A 23,332-nucleotide genomic window follows, 5' to 3' on the forward strand; every position below is an offset into this window, starting at 1 on the left:
CAGACTCTCTTAAAAATGAGCATAATTACTTTCTGAATGTTTAAATTATATCATTTTTCAACTACTTGTCAAGGCTATTTTTAGAATTTTTCAAACAATTCAAAAACTGGTAACTTCTCAAAGTAACTTCCACTTTCCTGACCGAAGTGGAAGTTCGTCTAAAACGGATTTTTATGGTGGAATTAAGTGTGAGACGTTTGAGTTAGAAATGAGATCTACTCTGACCAAACAGAAACACCTTACCCTTTCAGACCGTAATGATGTCCAACTAGGCTTAGAGCGCGATGAAACCTTCAAAACTATTGGACAATCCATTCTAAAAGACCCAACTACTGTTTCAAAAGAAGTCAAACGAAACAGACAAGTTAGAGAATCTACATGTGATAACCTTCCTTGTCCTCAACAATACGAACAAACTCTTGTCGAGGCTCGTGAAGGAACTCCTCTCAATTCTCAGACTTTCTGGGACTCCGAAAAGGATACCTATCTATCGCTCCTATTGACCTAGCCAGAGCCGTTAAATTTAAAGAAAGACGGAAAAATAAGCTACCTTCCATCCCTAAAGAAGCTAAAAAACCGTTCCTCTGAGGATTTTCAAATCTATTTAGCCCTGAATCAACTAGACTCATGGCTGGAAATGGACACGGTTATGGGCAGAATGGGAGGTAAAATCCTAGTCACCTTCAATCTTTCCTTCTGTAACTTTATCTTCGCTAGGCTGCTGGAGAATCAAACTGCCCTTGCGGTTACCAAACACCTCATGATATTAAGAACACTCTTTACGAAGCGAACAAAGACTTTTTCCAACTCTTTCCCGTCATTCTGACAGATAATGGTGGAGAGTTTGCCAGGGGCGATGACATCGAAATGGATATTCGAGGAGAAAGTAAACTTTTCTTTTGTGACCCTAATCGCTCTGACCAGAAAGGGAGAATTGAGAAAAATCACACGCTGATTCGCGACCTTCTACCTAAAGGAACTTCTTTTGACAACTTCATTCAAGAGGACATCCATCTCCTCTGTTCGCATGTCAACAGTGTCAAACAAGCTGCTTTGAATGGAAAGTCAGCCTATGAACTCTTTGCCTTTACTTACGGAGAAGGGATTCCTAAGCTTCTCGGCATTTCTAAAATACCTGCAGAAGACGGCTGTCAATCTTCTAAATTACTTCAACAGAGGTTCTAAAAACGAACCTTCAACCCCATTCAAACGTCTCACTCTAACTTCCACCATAGCGGAACTTAATCTGAAATGCTTTCAGATGAGGGGATTTTGTGCCCTCTTTTTTCGATTCCTTTCGACTACAAAAGCGATGAAATCAAGCATGAGTAAAACCAGCGGAACTTAGCCTGTTTTATTTAATCCACTTTGACAATCCATCCCTCTGGTGCTTCCACATCACCAAATTGGATACCGGTCAATTCATCATAGAGTTTACGTGTAACAGGACCTACTTCTATTTCGCTATAGAAAACATGGAAATCATCGCCATGTTGGATCCCCCCAATTGGAGAAATAACTGCTGCTGTACCACAAGCTCCTGCCTCTACAAAACGCTCCAAATTATCGATTGGGACATCGCCTTCAATCGGTGTCAAGCCCAAGCGGTGCTCTGCCAGGTAAAGCAAAGAGTACTTGGTAATAGATGGCAAGATTGATGGGCTTAATGGTGTAACAAATTCATTGTCTGCCGTGATTCCAAAGAAGTTAGCTGATCCGACTTCTTCAATCTTTGTATGTGTAGATGGGTCTAGGTAGATAACATCTGAGAAATGACGTGATTTGGCCAACTTACCTGGCAAAAGACTCGCAGCATAGTTCCCACCAACCTTAGCCGCACCCGTACCATGTGGAGCTGCACGGTCGTATTCATCCTGGATCAAGAAGTTGGTTGGAACTAAACCACCTTTAAAGTAATTTCCAACTGGCATAGCAAAAATGGTGAAAATATACTCTTCTGCTGGTTTTACCCCGATGATATCTCCGACACCAATCAAGAGAGGACGAAGATAAAGGGTTCCACCTGTTCCATATGGTGGAACGTATTCTTCATTTACGCGGGCAACTGCTTTACAAGCATTTACAAACATTTTTGTCGGAACTTGGGGCATCAAGAGACGATCACAGGTACGTTGCAGACGCTTGGCATTTTCATCAGGACGGAAAAGTTGAATACTGCCATCCTTCGTACGATAGGCTTTCAATCCTTCAAATGCTTGCTGTCCATAGTGAAGACTTGGAGAAGACTCTGAAATATGCAAGGTCGCATCCTCTGTCAATTCTCCTTGATCCCATTGACCATCCTTGTAATGAGCGATATAGCGATAAGGTAATTTCATATAAGAAAATCCAAGGTTTGCCCAATCAATTGCAACTGTCATGTGTTTCTCCTTTATACTATTCAAACTATGTGTTTTATTCTACACTTTTCTAGTAAAATTTCAAGTATTATTTGTAATTTTCTGAAATTTTTTTCAACATAAAAGAATCAGCCCTCTGGACTGATTCTTTTTACGAATTTGTTTTGTCCTCTTTAAAAACTTCTTTGAGGTAAGCATCGAAAACTTCCTCATCTGAAATGGTACCTGAGATAAAACTTCCATTACTAGTACGTTCTGACAGACTCAAGTCTTGCAATCGGATTTCATAGACTGTTCCTTTATTCGATTGGACAAGCAGAGTTTGGTCGTTCTCTTCTACTTCTGTACTGAAGAGATCACCTACAAGTCCTTGCTCTGCAACTGCTCCTGCTAAGAAGACACGGTGCGGTTTGTTTTTCAACTCACGCAAGACTTGTAGACCTCGCTTGGCACGGCTGGTCGCTGGAATTTCCTCAATGGAAACGCGTTTCAAACTTCCACGTTGGGTCAAGAGGTAGAAGGATGAGGTATTACAGATGAAGGCAGCCTGAAGTGCATCATCTTCTTTCAAGTTCATAGCCTTGACACCCGCAGCCTTGGCTCCGACAACCGGAACCTCCTCGATATTGAAACGAAGGGCATAAGCGTTTTGGCTAATCAAGAGTACATCATCAAGTTTAATCGGAGCCACTGCTATAATCTGGTCTGTCTCGTCTTTGAGCTTAGCATACTTGACAGACTTAGACTTATAGGTCCGCCATGGAGAGAATTCTTTGCGTTCTACGCGTTTGATTTGACCAAGACGAGTCGCTGCAAAATAAGTTGTCGCATCATCAAACTGATCCAAGACTTCTACATAAAGGATTTCTTCATTCGTTTCAAAGTTTGTGATGGTTTGGCTCAGATGCTCTCCGATGTCCTTCCAACGTATATCTGCCAATTCATGGATTGGTCGATAAATGACATTCCCAAGAGTCGTGAACATCAAGAGATGTTGCGTTGTCTTGGCAGATTGAACAAAAATTAAACGGTCATCATCACGTTTGCCAATTTCTTCCAGGGTGGAAGCTGCAAAGGAACGTGGACTGGTACGCTTGATGTAACCTGCCTTTGTTACACTGACGTAAGTGTCTTCTTCAGCGATAAGACTAGCTGTGTCAATCTCGATTGCTTTCGCAGTGTCTTCTAAAGTGCTCAAACGTGGTGTCGCAAATTTCTTTTTGACCTCACGGAGTTCTTTCTTCATGAGATTATACATGGTACGTTCATCATCGATGATCGCCGCAAGCATGGCAATCTTCTCACGGAGTTCTGCTTCTTCTTCCTGCAAAACAACCACGTCTGTATTGGTCAAACGGTAAAGTTGCAAGGTAACGATAGCCTCAGCCTGCTCTTCTGTAAAATCATAGCTGACCTTGAGGTTTTCCTTAGCGTCAGCCTTGTTCTCAGAAGCACGGATAAGGGCAATGACTTCGTCCAAAATCGAAATCACGCGAATCAAACCTGCAACAATGTGAAGGCGTTTCTCAGCCTTTTCCTTGTCAAAGCGTGAACGGGCCAGAATCACTTCACGACGGTGGGCAATGTAGCTAGACAAAATTGGAACAATGCCTACCTGACGAGGTGTGAAATTGTCAATCGCCACCATGTTAAAGTTGTAGTTGATTTGTAGGTCGGTGTATTTGAAGAGATAGTTGAGGACAAGCTCCGTATTCGCCTCTTTCTTTAGTTCGATAGCGATACGAAGACCGTCACGGTCAGACTCATCACGAATCTCAGCAATACCTGCCACCTTGTTATTAACACGAACATCATCGATTTTCTTGACTAGATTAGCCTTATTGATTTCATAAGGAATCTCAGTGATAACGATTTGCTTCTTACCACCTTTTAACTTTTCAATCTCAGTTTTAGAGCGAACGACCACGCGCCCTTTCCCAGTTTCATAGGCCTTTTTAATTTCATCACGACCCTGAATGATAGCCCCTGTAGGGAAGTCTGGTCCAGGCAAGAATTCCATGAGTTTATCCACCTTGGCTGTTGGGTGGTCAATCATGTAAATTGTAGCATCGATAACCTCAGCCAAATTATGGGGAGGAATGTCTGTGGCATAACCAGCAGAAATCCCAGTCGAACCATTGACTAAGAGGTTTGGAAAGGCTGCTGGCAAAACAGTGGGTTCTTTCTCAGTATCGTCAAAGTTCCATGCAAAAGGAACTGTCTTTTTCTCGATATCTTGAAGAAGATACCCAGCAATTTCAGATAAACGTGCCTCGGTATAACGCATTGCCGCAGGCGGATCTCCGTCCATAGAACCGTTATTACCGTGCATTTCAACTAGAATCTCACGGTTTTTCCAGTCCTGAGACATACGAACCATGGCATCATAGATGGAAGAATCCCCGTGTGGGTGGAAATTCCCCATGATATTCCCGACAGACTTGGCCGACTTGCGGTAGCTCTTGTCAAAGGTATTGCCATCCTTATTCATAGAATAAAGAATACGACGCTGAACCGGCTTCAAGCCATCACGAATATCTGGCAAAGCTCGGTCTTGAATAATGTACTTGGAGTAGCGACCAAAGCGCTCTCCCATGATGTCCTCTAGGGACATGTTTTGGATATTACTCATATAAGATACAAAGGGACGTTTTGGTCTGCCGAAAATCTCTGTAGAAAAATAGGAAATCGATGTAGGGTTTGATGAACCCAAGGCGATTTATCTTTTTTTCTAAGAAATTAGTCCCGTGTTCAGTTACTAAAAATAACCAAACTATCCTTTCTGTAATTTAATGTGTTTAAAATTTGTTGCATCAGTTAGTAAGGATTTTTCACACAGCATTTAAGGCGTGTTCAACTCCTTTCAAAGAATGGAGAGTAAATATTATGGAAAAAGAAAAATATAGGGTGAGTGAATTTCATCCAATTCCTGTATCGTCATTTCCACTTGAAATGTCTATTTCACAAATCCTCGCTTATACTTGATATGACTGACGATATTGCTATCTACATCTTTCTTATCCCAGAGTTGGAGTTCCCATGGGTAATAAAAATTACTTTTATTTTTAAAATAGATATGAATACCTACATAGCCATCTTTGTTACGTAAATACCAGTTTTTTAGTCCGTACAGCTCTTGCCAATCATCTAGTTTCTCCATGACATGAGCTATCTCTTTGGAACTTAAAATCATACGAGCACCAAAAATATCATTAAGAATGGAATTCACAGGATAGCCCTCTTGACGATCAGAAAAACGTGTAATTTTATCTAAAATAGACTCAGAAGTTTTGACACGATAAACATAGGCAATATCTTGGACATCCGCCTTCATCAGATAATCATTAATTGACTCATGTAAGTTCAAACGGTAGGACAAAATCGCTTTCGTCGGAACTTTAGAAAAGGTATGCTTGAGATTGATTTTCTCCACCTTACCCGTTTCAAAATAATCTTTAGAATATTCTCGATGAATACGATTAATCTCTGTAATGAGGCGTTCCACTTTTTCAATCATGAGTCTTCTCCTCTCGCTTTCTCATTTTTCTAATCATTTCCAAACTTCTTCAATCTCTCCTCAGCATACTAAATCATTCTTTCAGCGATTTCTTTATCGTAGTCAAATCCCATTTTTTGAGCTAAATTTTGTGCTTCCCGATTAAAGACAGCCATAGTGGAAAAGAGCGACTGAGTGATTTTATCTAAACTTGAGAAGTCAAGAAGATTTGAGAACACCTTCTCCTTCTCAGCAGGTAAGTAATTAAAGAGATACTTGTAGTTCTTTCCGATGTCGACCGCTCCCCTATCATTTGCCATTTGCCAAGCCAAAATCTTCAACAATTCTTGTTGACAAATACCGTAGAGATGGTTCGTCGCATAGATAAGTTGCTTGCGACAAATTCCTTTGCCCACGTAAGTCGATATCCACCAAAATTCATTGCAGGAATCTTTAAAATCTGTCTCACTAGCTGTGTGTATCCAGAAACGCTCTGGACTAGGAGAAAAGGTTTCAAACAATCCCATCTTATCTTCTAAAACTGTATAACCAGCTTCACTATCCACCCATTCTTGAATGTGTTCTTTAGGGCAAAGAGTCAAATCAATACGATTGCCATCTTCAAAGAGCATGAGATAAAGACGACGATGGTCAAGAACAACCTCTTGCTCAATGATTCGTTTGCCAAACTGATCCAACCAAGAAAGGTCACTTGTCAGATTATCAAAATCATCCACAATATAGACCACATCGTAGTCTTGAAATTCATCTTTTGGAGCTTTTGGACAAGCTCGCGAACCAGACATAGCGACAGCTTCGACTTGTAAAGTTTTGGCAGTTTGTAAAATCAGATCTAGTATTTCTGTTTCAGCTCTCATGTCAGTACCTTCTCGTTTTATAGGTTACTAGGTATCTGCTTCTTCTTTTTACTGGATAGCTTTTATACTATAACTCTCCTGTCTGGTAAAGGCTATATCCTTCGTAGTAGTATGAAGCATCCACTCCCTTAAAGAAACTGGTCTGAGTGAGGTTATCCGTCAAGTTATTGAGAAGTAAATACTTGAGTTCTCCAGTCGATACTGCACTACGCTTCATGGCATTCAGGTACTCATCCTTATCAATGGCGTTCCAATCTACCACTTTGCCCAGCTTCTCACGAAGCATACAATCTAACCAAATACGCATGGCACATCCATTCCCTCACGGAAAGGATGGGCAATGTTCATATCCGCATACTTATCAACCACTTGATCAAAATTGTCATGAGGAAGTTTGTCAATATACTGCAAGGATTGCTCTAAAAAATACGAGGCGCAAATTGAAAATTATCCTTTGCAATAGTAACATCACGGATCTTTCCAGCGAAATCATAGATGCCTGAAAAAAGATAATAGTGAATCGCTGACAGCCCTAAAAATGTACCAACTTCCATCTTAAACAAATCTCCTGTCTGAAAAAGCAGGGCTGCTTGTTTTTTGTCAGTTTTTCTTCTGCATCTGCCAGCTGGGCTGAGTTTGTAATGCCTAGTTTATTTTTCAATATCATGTTTTCCCCTTATTAACGCCATTTTGTATAGAAAACAGGGTGTCCTTTAGCAATATGTTCTTTCAGTTCATCTGGCAACTTAAACTCTACAATGTCTGTAGTAACCCTTGGTAAGTAAGCAAAATCTCCGTTGAGTCCGCTAAAATAGAAACCATTTTCCTTAGCCTCTTTATCCAATGAAAATATCACTTCAGGAATAAAATACTCATAATCAGGCTCTCTATTAGAAATCATATTTCTTACATCCAAAATAGATGTTTTCGCATCCAACACATCAAGTATTTTCCCATACTCTGCATGACTTATTTTGAACAATCTAATCTTTGCCGCTCCTTTAGGTTTCTTATTCACCATTCACTAGATACTCCTTCTTACTTTTTTCAATGTAAACTTTTTGTAAGTTGTAAATAAACAGCTGTTATCAAAACTCAACTTGTCCTGAACTATCTTGCTACTACTTCCTTAGTCGTAGCAATTTTTTTGTCAGCCCAGATGACTAAATCCTTGATAACTAATTTCTCCACTGCTCGAATAAAATCAGACATAAATGTATAGTCGATTTGATTGTTTTTGATAGGAAGCTTAACATCTGTCTCTTTTAATACTTTTTCATTAAAAGAGCTACTTCCCCAACTAAATGTAGAGAAACTCTTTCTTAATGAAGTAATTAAATAAAGAGCTTTATACCTATCCAATTCTACTTCTTTAGTGCGCAATACCTTAATTTTATCTCCTGTGAAATAGGGTTCTTTTTGATAAAACATCGTTGCCGTATCTTGGCCAAAACTAATTGTGTTGGCAGAATTGAGAAATTCTTCACTCTCTGTAATATAACCTCGAATCCCATTGTTACTATCTCCACGAGCTACATAAGGAAATTTTCCTCCAAACTCAATCATATTTGCATTGAATTTCTTTTTACTACTGGATAAGTTAAATACCTGAGAAAGTCGGAATACCTCCGACTCCTCTACTCCACTCTTAGTATCGGAAAGTTTTGCAAACTTGTCAAGTACTTTTTCATCATTTTTTGTAAGATGACAGTCTCTAAGATTTGTTACAGTTAGATAAGCCTCGAGCGTCTCGATGCGTTCAGCCTCGAGCGCTTTGATATAGTTTTCCATATATGAAAATACTAATTCGTTATTTAAAAATGGTAATTCCAGTTCTAATTTTTCAAGACGAGATTTTTGTACGCTAGGTCTATCATTACCGGCCCACATCGGACGTACTTTATTAATAAGAGCTGCAATATATAGTTTACTCTCATCAGACATTGTTTTATAGTTTTTACTAGCAAAAATCCCCATGCAGTGTCCTCCGACAATGAAAGGTTCTGTCTGTAAGAAAACTGTTCCTGCATACTCACCATCTTTTGATATTGTCAACTCATGATTATAACTAAAATCGCTATACGAATAAAAATTTATCCCATTTCGAGTTGTTGCTCCAGTAATTGTATTGACCATTCCTTCTTCCTTTACATTAAAACGATTACGAAGGGACGGCTGATTCCCCGATACAATATCAAATAAATCGGATACTTTATATTCTTTAAACTCTCCCCCAGCTTTGACAAAGTCATCTTCTAACTTTGCGAGTCTGGGGCTTAGGCTTTTTTTGAGCTATCTTCCCCCTTGTTTTTCAGGAGTTGTTCCACTTCCCAAGCTAAGTAGTCAGCAACAGTCTTTTTAAAATCGTCCAAGGTTGGTTTTGTATCAATGATCTGGTGCTGTTCGAAATTCCAATCATTACCCTTGTCAGTGATAAAGTCCTCGATAAAGATAGCATCCAAATCCCAAAGTTCTTTACTCACCTCTGCCCTCGTACCAGCCTTATAAATTTTAATTACATCTTGGTAACGTTGGATAGGATTATCAACCTCTGAAATACCCCGTTTAGCACGTTTAAAACCGTCATTTCTAAAGTCAATAAATTTAACCGTCTGGTCGTAATCGTGTGCCTCATGAGCCTTAAAAATGTAGATAGAAGTCTGGACTCCTGCCATGGGAACAAAAAGATCCACAGGCATTTTGATAGAGGCAAGCAGGGTGTGCTTTTTCAAAATAGCTTGAGCTGTCTTTGTTGCCTTACCAGAACCAGCACTATCTTGAATGATAATGGCACCTAGGCCACCACGCTCCATCTTATCCAAACCATAAGCTATAAAAGGAAGACCATTTTCTTCATAAGAGAAAGGTGGATTCAGCAAGACACGATTAGCTCTAAAATCCGAAAATAGACTCTCAGGACGATTAAAGGCAGAACCTTTTTCAATTCGACTAGACCCATCTCCACGAAGAATCATATTGGTTGTCGCTAATGTATACATCTCTGCATTTAGTTCTATTCCTAGTAGATTATCTTTCTTGAGCTTTGCAATCTCATCGTTGGCTCGAGAAGTTCCCTTCCCAAAACTGGTATTTGCATGATCTATCATCAACTCCATCGCTGAAATGAGGAAACCAGCTGAACCAGTCGCCAAATCCATAACCTTGCTCTCACTTGTTATCCCCAGAATTTGCGCCATCATTTTGGTAACATACGGAGGGGTCAGGACAATACCAATTTCTTTTCCATCTCCCAAAGCGTACTTGAGAAATTCGGAGTACATCTCCCCCATAATATCGATATGCCCACCCAAACCATCAATGGATTTGAAAATATTTTCATAGATAAAAGTGAAGATTTGCTTGGTAACAGAATTTTCCTTTTGAGGGAGAAGTTGGGCTACTTCTCTGTCATTGTTAGTTAACTCGTCTCGTTGGCTATCTTTGGAAATTTCTCCGAAAGAAGCCAACATGAGAGTTTTCTTGTCTTCATTGATTTCGCGTTCATCTAGGAAAGCCTTGATTTGATCAACTACTTTCTTACCATCACGCTTGGTTTCAGACTGTACACCCTTTAAATCATCAGGTATTAACCCCTCATCAACCTTGTTGCCTTTACAATCTACGATATCCTGCATAGATAATAGCATACCAGACACATAAAGCACCCGTTGAGGAGCTGTGATATTATGGTTGTGCATCAATTTATTGAGCTTTTTAGCATAGCCTTGCAAGGTCGCTTGACTATCAATCAGAATTTGGTGTTTTTCTTCTTCGCTCAAAATAGCATCTTTGTAGAATGTCTCAAAGGTGGACTCATTTTCCAAAAAATCAAAAGTCGTTACCTTTGATAGCTCTTTATAGGCATTAGGAGCAGAACCAAAGACATAATAAACTTTGATAGTCACATTTTCTTCGTTATCTCCTGCAACACCAACTGCGACGGCTTCATGATATTTACCACTATCAATAACTGCCCTCGCATAATGCAAAGCCCCATTCACTGCAAAATCACTAATTGATTTATCATCAAACTTAATACCGTCCTTTGTTTGAGCAACTAGCTTAGACAATTTGAGTTTGTCTTCAATCAAGATAGGAACTTGTTTGTATTTTTCAATATGAAAATCTGGTTTTCCAAAATTAGTCTTAGTTTGCGTCTTAGCCGCTCCCTTAAGCGCCTCTTTGAGATAAGCACTCATAGCAGATTCTTCATTATAATCCTGCAATTTTTTCAAACCAAGATTTTCAAACTGCTTTTTCACATAGTCATTCACATCCGACTCTAATTTCCAGTTTACTAACATATTATTTTCTTTCATTAAAACACTGTCGCTTCTTCCAGCGTAAACTTGACATTATCCTCAATCCACTTACGGCGTGGTTCGACCTTATCTCCCATGAGAACATTGACACGGCGTTCGGCGCGGGCTAGGTCTTCGATTGTAACACGTATGAGGGTACGAGTTTCTGGATTCATGGTTGTTTCCCAGAGCTGGTCGGCGTTCATCTCACCAAGACCTTTATAGCGTTGGAGGGTAGCGACTTTACCAAATTGTTTGCGGAGTTCTTCTAATTCACCGTCCGTCCAAGCATAGGCCACTTCTTCTTTCTTGCCTTTTCCTTTTGACATCTTGTAAAGAGGTGGAAGGGCGATATAGACATGACCTGCCTCGACAAGAGGACGCATATAGCGGTAGAAAAAGGTCAAGAGCAAGGTCTGGATATGGGCACCATCGGTATCCGCATCGGTCATGATAATGATCTTGTCATAGTTGGCATCTTCAATAGAGAAGTCCGCTCCAACACCTGCACCGATGGTATAAATCATAGTGTTGATTTCTTCGTTTTTGAGGATATCTGCCATCTTAGCCTTGGCTGTATTGATGACCTTCCCACGAAGAGGCAAAATAGCCTGAAACTTACGGTCACGACCTTGTTTGGCAGAACCACCGGCAGAGTCCCCCTCGACTAGATAGAGTTCATTCTTAGCTGGATTTTTTGACTGGGCTGGGGTCAATTTTCCAGATAACAAGCCCTTGTCTTTCTTGTTCTTCTTACCATTTCGACTCTCATCACGCGCCTTACGTGCCGCCTCGCGCGCATCACGCGCCTTGATAGCCTTGCGAATAAGATTCGAAGCTAATTCTCCATTTTCCATTAGGAAGAAGGTTAACTTATCAGCCACAATCCCATCCACAACTGGACGAGCTAGTGGACTCCCTAGTTTATCCTTGGTTTGTCCTTCAAACTGAAGATGCTCTTCAGGAACAAGGATAGAAAGAACGGCCGCTAATCCCTCACGATAGTCGGAACCTTCAAGGTTTTTATCTTTTTCCTTGAGAAGACCTGACTTACGCGCATAGTCATTCATAACCTTAGTAATGGCGGACTTGAGCCCTGTTTCATGCGTTCCACCATCTTTAGTACGAACGTTATTGACAAAGGATAGAATGTTATCTGAAAATCCATCATTGTACTGGAGGGCAACTTCCACTTGGAAACCATTATCTTCCCCCTCAAAGTACAGAACTGGTGTCAAGGTTTCCTTGTCTTCATTAAGGTAGGAAACAAAGTCTTGTACCCCGTTCTCATAATGGAATTCGATTGCTTCATATGTTCGCTTATCTGTCAGAGACAAGGTCACATTTTTTAAGAGAAAGGCTGACTCATTGAGGCGTTCTGAAATAGTATTGTACTTGAAGTCTGTCGTAGAAAAGATGGTCGCATCAGGCATAAACGTAACTTTGGTACCTGTTTTAGACTTGGGCGCTGTACCGATTTTCTTCAAGGTAGTGACAGGTTTTCCACCATTTTCAAAACGTTGCTTATAGATTGCCCCATCACGGGTGATTTCAACCTCCAGCCAACTAGATAGAGCATTTACAACAGAAGAACCAACCCCGTGGAGACCACCAGATGTCTTGTAGCCACCCTGACCGAATTTCCCTCCGGCGTGAAGAATGGTAAAGATTACCTCAACTGTTGGGATTCCCATAGCGTGCATCCCAGTCGGCATCCCACGACCATGGTCTTGCACAGTCAAACTCCCGTCTTTATTAATGGTCACATCAATGCGATCACCAAATCCAGACAGGGCCTCATCAACTGCATTGTCGACGATTTCCCAAACTAGGTGATGGAGACCTGCCCCATCAGTCGATCCTATATACATCCCCGGACGTTTACGGACAGCATCCAACCCTTCTAGCACCTGAATGGCATCATCATTGTAGTTATTAATATTGATTTCCTTTTTTGACACAAGGAACCTCCTATTTGTTCATCTTTTCTATTCTACAGGTTTTCTAGGGATTTTGCAAAGTTTTCCCGTTCAGCTGTCACAATTTTAAAGGATATTCTCATCATTTCTACACTATTTCATGGTATAATAGGTATATGATGACATTTGTATTATTAATTTTAGCTTATCTGCTAGGTTCGATTCCTTCTGGTCTTTGGATCGGAGAAATTTTCTTTCAAATAAATCTGCGAGAGCATGGTTCTGGAAATACTGGAACAACCAATACCTTCCGTATCTTAGGAAAAAAAGCGGGTATGGCGACCTTTGTGATTGACTTTTCCAAAGGAACCCTAGCAACCCTTCTTCCAATTATGTTTCATCTGCAAGGTGTTTCGCCTCTTATCTTTGGACTTTTGGCTGTCATTGGACATACCTTCCCTATCTTTGCAGGCTTTAAAGGTGGTAAGGCTGTTGCAACCAGTGCTGGAGTTGTTTTCGGATTTGCTCCCGTTTTCTGTCTCTATCTAGCAATTGTATTCTTTGGAACCCTCTATCTTGGTAGTATGATTTCCTTGTCCAGCGTTACTGCTTCAGCCGCAGCCGTTATAGGAGTCCTACTATTTCCACTATTTGGATTTATCCTAAGCAGCTATGACCCTCTCTTCATTCTGATTATCCTAGCACTTGCTAGCTTGATTATCATTCGTCACAAGGATAATATCACACGTATCAAAAATAAAACTGAAAATCTTGTCCCTTGGGGATTGAACCTAACCCATCAACACCCTAATAAATAAAACGCCAGTTTTGTACTGACGTTTTTTTGTATACTTATTTTGATTTGATATAGTTGATACCATCTGCTTTTGGTGCGACTGCTTTTCCAAAGAAGACTGCCAAGACTAGAATGGTCAAAACATACGGTGCGATTTGAAGGTAAACCGCAGGCACTCCTTGTAAGAATGGCAATTGAGAGCCAATAACAGCCAAACTTTGCGAAAGTCCAAAGAAGAGACTAGATAGCATGGCTCCGATTGGATTCCATTTCCCAAAGATCATCGCAGCAAGGGCGATAAACCCAGGTCCAACAATAGTTGTCACTGAGAAGTTAACTGAGATTGATTGAGCATAAATCGCTCCGCCAATTCCACCTAGGAAACCTGAAATAATAACCCCTAAATATCTCATTTTGTAGACATTGATTCCCAAGGTATCCGCTGCTTGAGGATGTTCACCTACAGAGCGGAGACGAAGACCAAAGCGAGTCTTAAAGAGGATAAACCAAGCAAGGAATGAGAAGGCAATGGCCAGATAACCAAGTAGACTAGTTGACTTGAAGAAGATATCACCGATAACTGGGATATTCGCCAAGACTGGGAAATCAAAGCGTCCAAAAGTCTGACTTAGGTTATCGGTTTGTCCTTTGTTATAAAGAACTTTCACTAAGAAAACAGCCAAGGCTGGCGCCATCAAGTTCAAGACAGTACCGCTGACAACATGGTCTGCACGGAAATGAACTGTTGCTGCTGCGTGGATGATAGAAAAGATTCCCCCTACCAATCCTGCTACAAGCAAAGATAGCCATGGAGTTGCTGCTCCAAATTGTTCTGCAAATTCAAGGTTAAAGACGACTCCAGAAAAGGCACCCATAACCATAATTCCTTCAAGGCCGACGTTTACCACACCACCACGTTCAGAGAAAACACCACCAATACTTGTAAAGATGAGGGGGGCTGAGTAAATCAGCATAGAAGACACCAAGAGGGTGAGCAAGGTTGTAATAGACATCTTTACTTACCTCCTTTAACTTGTTTTTTCGGTTTGACAAAGCGTTCAATAAGATAATGAACACTGACAAAGAAGATAATAGAAGCTGTTACAATGCTGACAAGCTCAGACGGCACCTGCGCCGCATTCATACCTGGGGCTCCAACTTGGAGAACACCAAACAGGAAGGCTGCAAAGAGAATACCGATTGGTGAGTTGGCCGCAAGCAGACTAACCGCCATACCGTTAAATCCGACAGCTAAAGATGCCCCTTGAACATAGACGTTCTGGAAGGTCCCAAGCCCTTCAACAGCTCCACCAAGACCTGCTAAAGCACCTGAAATAATCATTGAGAGGATAATCGTTCGTTTGGCAGAAATACCAGCGTATTCTGAGGCATATGGATTGAGACCAACCGCACGGATTTCAAAACCAAGAGTTGTTTTCTTGAGCATAAACCAAATAACTGCAACGGCAATGATAGCAAAGAAAATACCAATATTCATCCGCGAATTACCAGTCAACTCAGACAACCAAGGTGTTTGGTAGGTTGCATTAGCCCCAACACGAATGGTCGAATCTGTACTTTGCATAAAGTCTTTAGGGAAGGCATGGATAAAGGCATTTCCTACATACAAGACAATGTAGTTCATCATGATGGTTACGATAACCTCTGACGTCCCTAGATAGGCTCTAAGAATACCTGGAATCGCTCCGACAATCCCACCAGCAATCAAGGCAATCACGATAGTTGCTAGAATCATCAAGGGACGTGGCATATCTGGATGCGACAAGGCAAACCAACCACTAAGAATCCAACCAGCCAAAGCCTGACCAGGAAGCCCGACGTTAAAGAAACCTGCACGACTGGCAACAGCAAAACCAAGACCAATCAAGACCAAAGGCCCCATGGCACGGAAAATTTCACCAATCCCACGCAGGCTACCAAAGGCTGTATAGAACAATTCTTCATAGCCCCAAATAGCATCGTAGCCGAAGATCCACATGACAATGGCTCCAAGTAAAATTCCTAGGAAGACAGAAATCAAGGGAACCGAAATTTGTTGTAATTTTTTAGACATCACTCTTCTCCTTTCCCAAGTTTCCACCAGCCATCAAGACACCCAGTTCTTGTTTATTGGTTGTTTCTGGTGATACAATACCTTGAATCTTACCATCGTGGATAACGGCAATACGGTCTGAGACGTTTAAAATCTCATCTAGTTCAAAGCTGACAACAAGGACAGCCTTGCCATTATCACGCTCTTCAATCAAGCGCTTGTGGATATATTCAATGGCACCGACATCCAAACCACGAGTTGGCTGGCTGACGATAAGGAGATCAGGATCACGATCAATTTCACGAGCAATAATTGCTTTTTGTTGATTTCCTCCTGAAAGTGCAGCTGCAGGCACAAATTCACTGGCAGCACGAACATCAAATTCTTCCATTAGCTTTTTAGCATAAGAAGTAATATTTGAATAGTTCAAAATTCCATTTTTACTATGTGGTTCTTTATAGTAGGTTTGAAGGGCAATATTTTCAGAGATCATCATTTCCAAAATCAAACCATCACGGTGACGGTCTTCTGGAACGTGCCCAACACTTAGTTCTGTAATTTGTCGTGGGTGCAAGCCTACAATTGAATTTCCTTTTAGCTCGATGCTACCAGATTCAACCTTGCGAAGACCTGTGATGGCTTGAATCAGTTCAGACTGACCGTTTCCATCAATCCCTGCAATACCAACAATCTCTCCAGAACGAACATCCAAGGACAGATTTTTAACAGCTGGAACACCGCGGTTTTCATTGACCACCAAGTCTTTAATAGATAAGACCACTTCTTTTGGTTGAGAGGCTTGTTTCTCTGTTTTAAAGGAAACGGAACGTCCTACCATCATTTCTGCTAAATCAGCATTGGTAGCCCCTGCGATTTCGACGGTTTCAATTGATTTCCCACGACGGATAACTGTAACGCGGTCAGAAACTGCACGAATTTCATCCAACTTATGGGTAATCAAGATAATTGATTTTCCTTCTTTAACAAGATTTTTCATAATAGCCATCAACTCATCAATTTCTGACGGAGTCAAGACAGCCGTTGGTTCGTCAAAGATCAGGATATCAGCCCCACGGTAAAGTGTCTTCAAGATTTCTACACGTTGTTGAGCACCAACGGAAATATCTGCCACCTTGGCAGAAGGGTCAACAGCTAAGCCATAACGTTCAGAAAGAGCCTTGATTTCTTTAGTAGCTTCAGCTATATCTAGCACACCATTTTTAGTGATTTCACTCCCCAAAATGATATTTTCAGCTACTGTAAAAGCTTCAACCAACATAAAATGTTGGTGAACCATCCCAATTCCTAGACTAGCAGCTTTAGAAGGTGAATCTAGTTTGACAACTTGACTATTCACCGCAATTTCACCACTGGTTGGCTCGAGAAGTCCTGCCAGCATATTCATCAGAGTGGACTTACCCGCTCCATTTTCTCCTAAAAGCGCATGAATTTCACCTTTTCGTAGGTGCAGGTTGATTTTGTCGTTGGCAACAAATTCACCAAACACCTTGGTAATATCACGCATCTCAATGACATTTTCGTGTGCCATATGCTTTTCCTTTCCGAGGTTTATTTTATTTCAATAAAACTTGCTAATTTGTCTAGTAGCAAGCTTTACTGAGACAAAATGACTTTGTCTCAACTCTTAAAAAAGCGACCGATGGCCGCTTCCTAAGAAATGACTTCCATCTATTATTTTTCAGGAACTTTTACACTACCGTCAAGAATTTTAGCTTTTGCATCTTCAACGGCTTTTTTACCTTCTTCAGAAAGGTTAGTTGTTACCAAGTCAACCCCTTTATCTTTCAATGAGTAGACAATAACTTGTCCGCCAGGGAATTCACCTTTTTCTGCCTTGTTAGCAATATCTTTTACAGTTGTACCAACTTGTTTCAAAGTAGATACAAGAACAAAGTTTGATTCCTTTCCATCTTTAGAAGTGTATTTACCTTCTGCTTCTTGGTCACGGTCAACACCGATAACCCAAACTTTTTCGTTTTCATTTTTGCTTTCGTTAAGTGATTTTGCTTCTGCAAAAACCCCAGCACCTGTACCTCCAGCTACTTGGTAAACAATATCTGCACCAGCTGCGTATTGTGCCGCTGCAATTGTCTTACCTTTAGCAGCATCACCAAATGAACCAGCATAGTCAACTTGTACCTTAATAGAAGAATCTACTGATGCTACACCAGCCTTGAATCCTGCTTCAAAACGAGAGATAACTTCAGATTCGATACCACCCACAAAACCAACTTGTTTTGTTTTAGTTGTTTTAGCTGCAGCAACACCTGCAAGGTAAGCTGCTTCGTTATCAGCAAATGTTACGCTCGCAACATTCTTTTGATCTTTGATTACATCATCAATCAAGACATAGTTCAAGTCAGAGTGGTCTTTTGCTGCTTCTTCAACCGCATTGTGAAGGGCAAAACCAACACCGAAGATTAGGTTGTAACTTCCAGCCGCTTGTTGCAAGTTGTTAGCGTAGTCAGCTTCACTTGTTGATTGGATGTAAGTATAACCTTTATCTTTTGAAAGATTGTGTTCTTTACCCCAGTCTTGCAAACCTTCCCAAGCTGATTGGTTAAATGATTTGTCATCAACACCACCAGTATCTGTTACGATCGCTGCTTTTGTCTTCACATCAGAAGATGAAGCTGCGTTACGAGAAGAGCGGTTACCACATGCAGCAAGTCCAACTGCTGCCACTGCAACTAGACCAAGGCCTAGCCATTGTTTCTTGTTCATTACTGAACCTCCTAAATAAGATGTGCAACGATGTTGCAAGTATGGATTGGTTGGCCACAAGGACCGCGTCACTCAGAGAGCGACTCAGACTAGTTTAAGTCTGTAAAAGAGTATGGAAGCAATTCCCCGACCGTCATCTCGACCGTCGATTTATCTTTAGCGACAAGTGTCACTTTTAGATCTTTTTCAAAAAATTCAGCCATCACTTGGCGACAAGCGCCACATGGTGATATAGGTTTTTCAGTCTGTCCATAGACAATCAACTCTGAAAACTCTCTTTGCCCTTCGGAAACTGCTTTAAAAATAGCTGTACGCTCTCCACAGTTTGTTAAAGAATAGCTAGCATTCTCAATATTAACACCTGTATAAACGTTACCATCTTTCACCACTAGAATAGCACTAACAGGAAAATGAGAATAGGGTACATAGGCTTGCTTGCTGGTTTCAATTGCTAAGTCAATCAACTCAGTAGTCGCCATCTGCTAATTCTCCTTTTAAAATTGCCACACCAGCTGATGTTCCAATACGAGTAGCGCCTGCTTCCACAAAAGCAAGAGCATCCGCATATGAACGAGCTCCACCAGCCGCCTTAACTCCCATATCTGGTCCAACTGTTTTACGCATCAACTTAACATCCTCTATAGTGGCACCACCTGTCGAAAATCCAGTGGATGTTTTGACAAAGTCAGCTCCTGCTTTTTGGGATAGTTGACAAGCTATAACTTTTTCTTGGTCTGTCAACAAGCAAGCTTCAATAATGACTTTCACTAACCTGTCATCACTTGCTTCTACAACAGCACGGATGTCCGATTCAACCAAATCAAGATTTCCTGATTTGAGGGCACCGACATTGATAACCATATCAATCTCATCTGCACCATTTTGGATAGCTTCCTTGGTTTCAAAAGCTTTTACAGCTGAAGTTGTCGCTCCCAAGGGGAAACCAACTACTGTACAAACCTTTACATCTGAGCCTTCTAGTCCTGTTTTCGCATGTTTTACCCATGTGGGATTGACACAAACACTAGCAAAATCATACTCACGCGCTTCAGATAGCAAACAATCAATTTGTTCTTGACTGGCATCTTGTTTTAAAAACGTATGATCAATGTATTTGTTTAATTTCATATTCGGATTCCTCTCTTTTTCATGAGATGATTTCAATTATTTCCTGCAAACGTTTCACTCTATCATTTATTTTAACATATTTTTGGAATTCTGTAACTAGTTGAGGGGAAATTTTTCCATTTGTATAAACTTTTGCGACAATTTCTCCCTTTTGAACGGAGTCACCAACCTTCTTCTCAAAAACGATTCCAGTTTCATAGTCTAAATCATCAGACTTGACTGCGCGACCAGCTCCCAATCTCATGGCATAGAGACCAAATTCCATCGCTGGAAGGGCTGAAATGACACCTGACTCTTGAGCAGGGATATCTACTACATGCGCCACCTTGACTGGGCGATAGAGATCTTCTAAATCACCGCCTTGAGCTACTACCATTTCTTCAAACTTAGCCAGCGCTTGGCCGTTTTCAAGGTGTTGACGTACTTCTTCCACTGTCTTCTCAACATTTGCCAAACTAAGCATAATCTGAGCTAGTTCACAAATAAAGTGACTGATATCTTCTCGACCTTTTCCTTGGAGAATCTCGATTGCCTCAAGAATTTCGAGACGATTGCCAATGGCTCGTCCCAAGGGTTGACTCATATTAGTAATAACCGCTACTGTCTTTCGACCAACAGCCTTACCCAAATCGACCATGGTTTGAGCCAATTCACGCGCCTCATCGACAGTCTTCATGAAGGCACCCTCACCAACAGTCACGTCTAGCAAAATGGCATCCGCCCCAGCAGCAATTTTCTTGCTCATCACCGAACTCGCAATCAAAGGAATCGTGTCGACAGTTGCGGTCACATCACGGAGGGCATAGAGAAGTTTATCCGCTTTAACAAGCTGATCTGATTGCCCAATGACAGATACACCAATGTCCTGTACCTGACGAATGAAATCTTCTTGACTGCGCTCCACTTGGTAACCCTTAATTGCTTCCAACTTATCTAAGGTCCCACCAGTGTGTCCTAGCCCACGACCGCTCATTTTTGCGACCGGAACACCAAAACTGGCTACTAAAGGGGCTAAAATCAAGGTCACCTTATCCCCAACTCCACCCGTAGAATGCTTGTCAACTTTAACTCCATTGATAGCTGACAAGTCAAACTCTTGACCTGTCTTGACCATATTCATCGTCAGGTCAGAAATCTCTCGTGTGGTCATTCCTTTAAAATAAACCGCCATAGCAAAGGCAGACATCTGATAGTCTGGAACAGTTCCTGCCACATAGCCTTCTACTAGCCACTTGATTTCATTTGAAGTCAGTTCCTGACCATCTCGTTTCTTTTGAATTAAATCAACCGCTCTCATTTTTTCACACTTCTAAGGATATAATATCCCTTGTCTTTCTTTATAATTTCACAATTTCCAAAAATATCTTCCATCTTGCTTTTGGCACTTGGGGCACCTTGTTTTTTCTGAATGACAATGGTTAAATCACCTCCATCTTTCAAGAAATCTCTGCTCTTTTCGATAATCTTATGAACAACTTGTTTACCCGCTCGAATAGGCGGATTGGAAATAACATGGTCAAATTTCCCTTCAACTTGTTCATAGATATTGGATTGGAAAATCGCCACTTCTACTTTATTTCGTTCAGCATTTTGACGCGCTAGGTCCAAGGCACGATTATTGATATCGACCATGGTTGCCTGAACTCCATAAGCCTTGACCAATGACAAACCCAATGGTCCATAACCACAACCCACATCAAGGACCGTTTCTCCTTTATTAACCTCTAGACACCTCAATAAAAGCTGACTCCCAAAGTCAACCATTTTCTTGCTAAAAACACCCGCATCTGTTAAAAAGGTCATGTTTTCTCCCAGCAAATCCACTCTCAACTCATGTATGTCGTGAGCAGCGTCAGGATTTTCTGTATAATACATTTTACTCATAAAACTATTTTACCATAATTTGGCTTGAATTGTAAAGCGTTTACAAAGCGATAAAATGAAAAAGACTAAAGAATCCTAGCCAAAAAGCTTTTCTTCAATCTCTTTCAATTATCAGAAACGAATGACAAGTCATTGGGAGCTATAAGGTATCATAGTCAGGAAAAAACAGATTGTCTGTAATCAGACGCATTTTTATTACCATGTCTTAACCTTAAAATACCTTATTATCAACAGGATTCCCAATATGATGTTTAGATAAAAACTCAACTGATAAGTTTGTGTCAAAATTTCCAAACTCGTCCAAAGTCGTATCAAATCTTCTAGTGACATACGGAATAGATATCCTTCTGTAGCAAGCCACAAAATCAAAAATAGATAACTACCCGCAGCAAGCCATTTCGTCCACCGTTTTTTAGTAAGAAAGCAATTAAGAGCGAACAGATAAAGACAACTGTTACCATGGCATGTTCCATCAAAAAAGTAAAACCGTAATAGGTTTCCACAAAGCGTCTACCATTATCCGCATTCGCTCCTTTTAAAAAAGGTAGTGCAAAACTTAAAATAAAACAGAGTTCCAATATGTAACATCTCAAGATTTTCATAGTATACCCTCTATAAGTTGCGAACTAAAAAGCCCACTTTTAATAACTGATAACTCTTCAGAAACAATTCCCTATTTCATCATTAAACTATTCAACCTCCATCTCTATTATACGATATTGACTTACTACCATCAAGAAACCGCTTTATTTTTTTAGCTTTTTATGGTATAATAGACAAAATATCTAGGGGAAAACAAATGACCAACGAATTTTTACATTTTGAAAAAATCAGTCGCCAGACTTGGCAATCATTGCATCGCAAAACAACCCCTCCCTTGACAGAGGAAGAGTTAGAATCCATCAAGAGTTTCAATGACCAGATTAGTCTGCAGGATGTAACGGACGTCTATCTTCCCCTTGTCCATCTTATCCATATTTACAAGCGTACCAAGGATGATTTGGCATTTTCAAAAGGAATTTTCCTCCAACGTGAAAGCAAATCCCAACCTTTTATCATTGGGGTTTCTGGTAGTGTTGCTGTGGGGAAATCGACCACTAGTCGCTTACTTCAGATTCTACTATCACGTACTCTCCCGGATGCTACTGTAGAATTGGTGACAACTGACGGTTTTCTCTATCCCAATCAAACCTTGATTGACCAAGATATCTTAAATCGCAAAGGTTTTCCTGAAAGTTATGATATGGAAGCATTGCTGGATTTTCTTGACCGCCTAAAAAATGGACAAGATGTGGATATTCCTGTCTATTCTCATGAAATCTACGACATCGTCCCTGAGGAAAAACAAAATGTCAAAGCTGCTGACTTTGTCATTGTTGAAGGCATCAATGTCTTTCAAAATCCTCAAAATGAGCGCCTTTACATCACTGATTTCTTTGATTTCTCCATCTATGTGGATGCTGCTGTCGAGGACATTGAAAGTTGGTATCTGGATCGTTTCTTAAAACTCCTCAGCTTTGCCCAAAATGATCCCAACAGCTACTACCACCGCTTTACGCAAATGCCGATTGGAGAAGTTGAAGCCTTTGCACACCAGGTTTGGACCAGTATTAATCTCATAAATCTACAAAACTATATCGAACCAACAAGGAATCGCGCCGTGGTCATTCTCCACAAGACTAAAAACCACGAAATCGATGAAATTTACCTAAAAAAATAATTTCCCCTTGTCAAAACCTAAGTTTTCATATATAATGGTATAGTTAGTAAAT

18 protein-coding genes, 4 pseudogenes and 1 other annotated feature (1 of these 23 running past the window's edge) are annotated in these 23,332 nt (G+C 40.6%); of the genes and pseudogenes, 3 read left to right on the forward strand and 19 right to left on the reverse strand.

The window, feature by feature from the left end; genetic code table 11:
• Positions 1 to 44, reverse strand: a binding site (T-box leader) (it extends 172 nt beyond the left edge of the window).
• A gap of 176 nt (positions 45 to 220) precedes the next feature.
• Positions 221 to 1,185, forward strand: a pseudogene (locus OVN21_RS06560) (transposase).
• Positions 1,186 to 1,358: 173 nt separating this feature from the next.
• Here OVN21_RS06560 and OVN21_RS06565 read toward each other — a convergent pair.
• The 10 genes and pseudogenes from OVN21_RS06565 to parE form a co-directional block, all read right to left on the reverse strand.
• On the reverse strand, positions 1,359 to 2,396 hold the full coding sequence (locus tag OVN21_RS06565; RefSeq protein ID WP_267247818.1) for a branched-chain amino acid aminotransferase: 1,038 nt from the start codon (positions 2,394 to 2,396) through the stop codon (positions 1,359 to 1,361).
• Positions 2,397 to 2,511: 115 nt separating this feature from the next.
• A complete protein-coding gene (gene parC, locus OVN21_RS06570) occupies positions 2,512 to 4,992 on the reverse strand; it encodes a DNA topoisomerase IV subunit A (RefSeq protein WP_267247771.1) in 2,481 nt (826 codons plus the stop codon).
• A 324-nt stretch (positions 4,993 to 5,316) separates the two neighbouring features.
• Positions 5,317 to 5,877, reverse strand: a complete 561-nt coding sequence (locus OVN21_RS06575; protein ID WP_267247772.1) for a GTP pyrophosphokinase — start codon at positions 5,875 to 5,877, stop codon at positions 5,317 to 5,319.
• A gap of 68 nt (positions 5,878 to 5,945) precedes the next feature.
• Positions 5,946 to 6,734: an aminoglycoside 6-adenylyltransferase gene (locus OVN21_RS06580; protein ID WP_267247773.1), complete on the reverse strand. Its 789-nt coding sequence runs from the start codon at positions 6,732 to 6,734 to the stop codon at positions 5,946 to 5,948.
• Positions 6,735 to 6,801: 67 nt separating this feature from the next.
• Positions 6,802 to 7,401: pseudogene (fic, locus tag OVN21_RS06585) on the reverse strand (protein adenylyltransferase Fic).
• Between the two features lie 12 nt (positions 7,402 to 7,413).
• Positions 7,414 to 7,755 carry a hypothetical protein gene (locus tag OVN21_RS06590; protein WP_267247774.1) on the reverse strand — a complete coding sequence of 114 codons (342 nt, stop codon included), beginning with the start codon at positions 7,753 to 7,755 and terminating at the stop codon, positions 7,414 to 7,416.
• Positions 7,756 to 7,844: 89 nt separating this feature from the next.
• Positions 7,845 to 8,513, reverse strand: coding sequence for a restriction endonuclease subunit S (locus OVN21_RS06595; RefSeq protein WP_267247819.1), 669 nt, complete (start codon positions 8,511 to 8,513; stop codon positions 7,845 to 7,847).
• Positions 8,487 to 8,951, reverse strand: a pseudogene (locus OVN21_RS06600) (restriction endonuclease subunit S); the annotation flags it as partial. The pseudogene OVN21_RS06600 and the gene OVN21_RS06595, both read right to left, overlap by 27 nt.
• Before the next feature lie 59 nt (positions 8,952 to 9,010).
• A complete protein-coding gene (locus OVN21_RS06605) occupies positions 9,011 to 11,038 on the reverse strand; it encodes an HsdM family class I SAM-dependent methyltransferase (protein ID WP_267247820.1) in 2,028 nt (675 codons plus the stop codon).
• Positions 11,039 to 11,052: 14 nt separating this feature from the next.
• A complete protein-coding gene (parE, locus tag OVN21_RS06610; protein WP_267247775.1) occupies positions 11,053 to 12,996 on the reverse strand; it encodes a DNA topoisomerase IV subunit B in 1,944 nt (647 codons plus the stop codon).
• 134 nt (positions 12,997 to 13,130) lie between these two features.
• Between parE and plsY the strand changes: the two genes are divergently transcribed.
• On the forward strand, positions 13,131 to 13,772 hold the full coding sequence (gene plsY, locus OVN21_RS06615) for a glycerol-3-phosphate 1-O-acyltransferase PlsY (protein ID WP_267247776.1): 642 nt from the start codon (positions 13,131 to 13,133) through the stop codon (positions 13,770 to 13,772).
• Between the two features lie 34 nt (positions 13,773 to 13,806).
• On the opposite strand, the gene OVN21_RS06620 is transcribed toward plsY, so the two are convergent.
• From OVN21_RS06620 to OVN21_RS06660, 9 genes and pseudogenes are all read right to left on the reverse strand, one after another.
• Positions 13,807 to 14,763, reverse strand: a complete 957-nt coding sequence (locus tag OVN21_RS06620) for an ABC transporter permease (protein WP_267247777.1) — start codon at positions 14,761 to 14,763, stop codon at positions 13,807 to 13,809.
• A 2-nt stretch (positions 14,764 to 14,765) separates the two neighbouring features.
• Positions 14,766 to 15,824: an ABC transporter permease gene (locus OVN21_RS06625; protein ID WP_267247778.1), complete on the reverse strand. Its 1,059-nt coding sequence runs from the start codon at positions 15,822 to 15,824 to the stop codon at positions 14,766 to 14,768.
• Positions 15,817 to 17,352, reverse strand: a complete 1,536-nt coding sequence (locus OVN21_RS06630) for an ABC transporter ATP-binding protein (RefSeq protein ID WP_267247779.1) — start codon at positions 17,350 to 17,352, stop codon at positions 15,817 to 15,819. The genes OVN21_RS06625 and OVN21_RS06630 overlap by 8 nt, the downstream gene beginning before the upstream one ends.
• 143 nt (positions 17,353 to 17,495) lie before the next feature.
• Positions 17,496 to 18,548 (reverse strand): BMP family lipoprotein, encoded by a 1,053-nt coding sequence (locus OVN21_RS06635; protein WP_267247780.1) that lies wholly within the window; start codon positions 18,546 to 18,548, stop codon positions 17,496 to 17,498.
• An 89-nt stretch (positions 18,549 to 18,637) separates the two neighbouring features.
• The gene (locus OVN21_RS06640) at positions 18,638 to 19,027 is read right to left on the reverse strand and encodes a cytidine deaminase (protein WP_267247781.1); all 390 of its coding nucleotides are present in this window, start codon (positions 19,025 to 19,027) and stop codon (positions 18,638 to 18,640) included.
• Positions 19,014 to 19,676, reverse strand: a complete 663-nt coding sequence (deoC, locus tag OVN21_RS06645) for a deoxyribose-phosphate aldolase (RefSeq protein ID WP_267247782.1) — start codon at positions 19,674 to 19,676, stop codon at positions 19,014 to 19,016. The genes OVN21_RS06640 and deoC overlap by 14 nt, the downstream gene beginning before the upstream one ends.
• Positions 19,677 to 19,695: 19 nt before the next feature.
• The gene (locus OVN21_RS06650; RefSeq protein WP_267247783.1) at positions 19,696 to 20,973 is read right to left on the reverse strand and encodes a pyrimidine-nucleoside phosphorylase; all 1,278 of its coding nucleotides are present in this window, start codon (positions 20,971 to 20,973) and stop codon (positions 19,696 to 19,698) included.
• Positions 20,970 to 21,560 (reverse strand): class I SAM-dependent methyltransferase, encoded by a 591-nt coding sequence (locus OVN21_RS06655; RefSeq protein ID WP_267247784.1) that lies wholly within the window; start codon positions 21,558 to 21,560, stop codon positions 20,970 to 20,972. Before OVN21_RS06655 ends, OVN21_RS06650 begins: the two co-directional genes overlap by 4 nt.
• 195 nt (positions 21,561 to 21,755) lie before the next feature.
• Positions 21,756 to 22,162 (reverse strand): annotated as a pseudogene (locus tag OVN21_RS06660) (hypothetical protein).
• 197 nt (positions 22,163 to 22,359) lie between these two features.
• Here OVN21_RS06660 and coaA point away from each other — a divergent pair.
• Positions 22,360 to 23,280, forward strand: a complete 921-nt coding sequence (gene coaA, locus OVN21_RS06665; protein WP_267247785.1) for a type I pantothenate kinase — start codon at positions 22,360 to 22,362, stop codon at positions 23,278 to 23,280.
• The last annotated feature ends 52 nt before the right edge of the window (positions 23,281 to 23,332 follow it).

The sequence above is a fragment of the Streptococcus sp. Marseille-Q5986 genome (assembly GCF_946902915.1).
In the GTDB taxonomy this organism is placed as follows: domain Bacteria; phylum Bacillota; class Bacilli; order Lactobacillales; family Streptococcaceae; genus Streptococcus.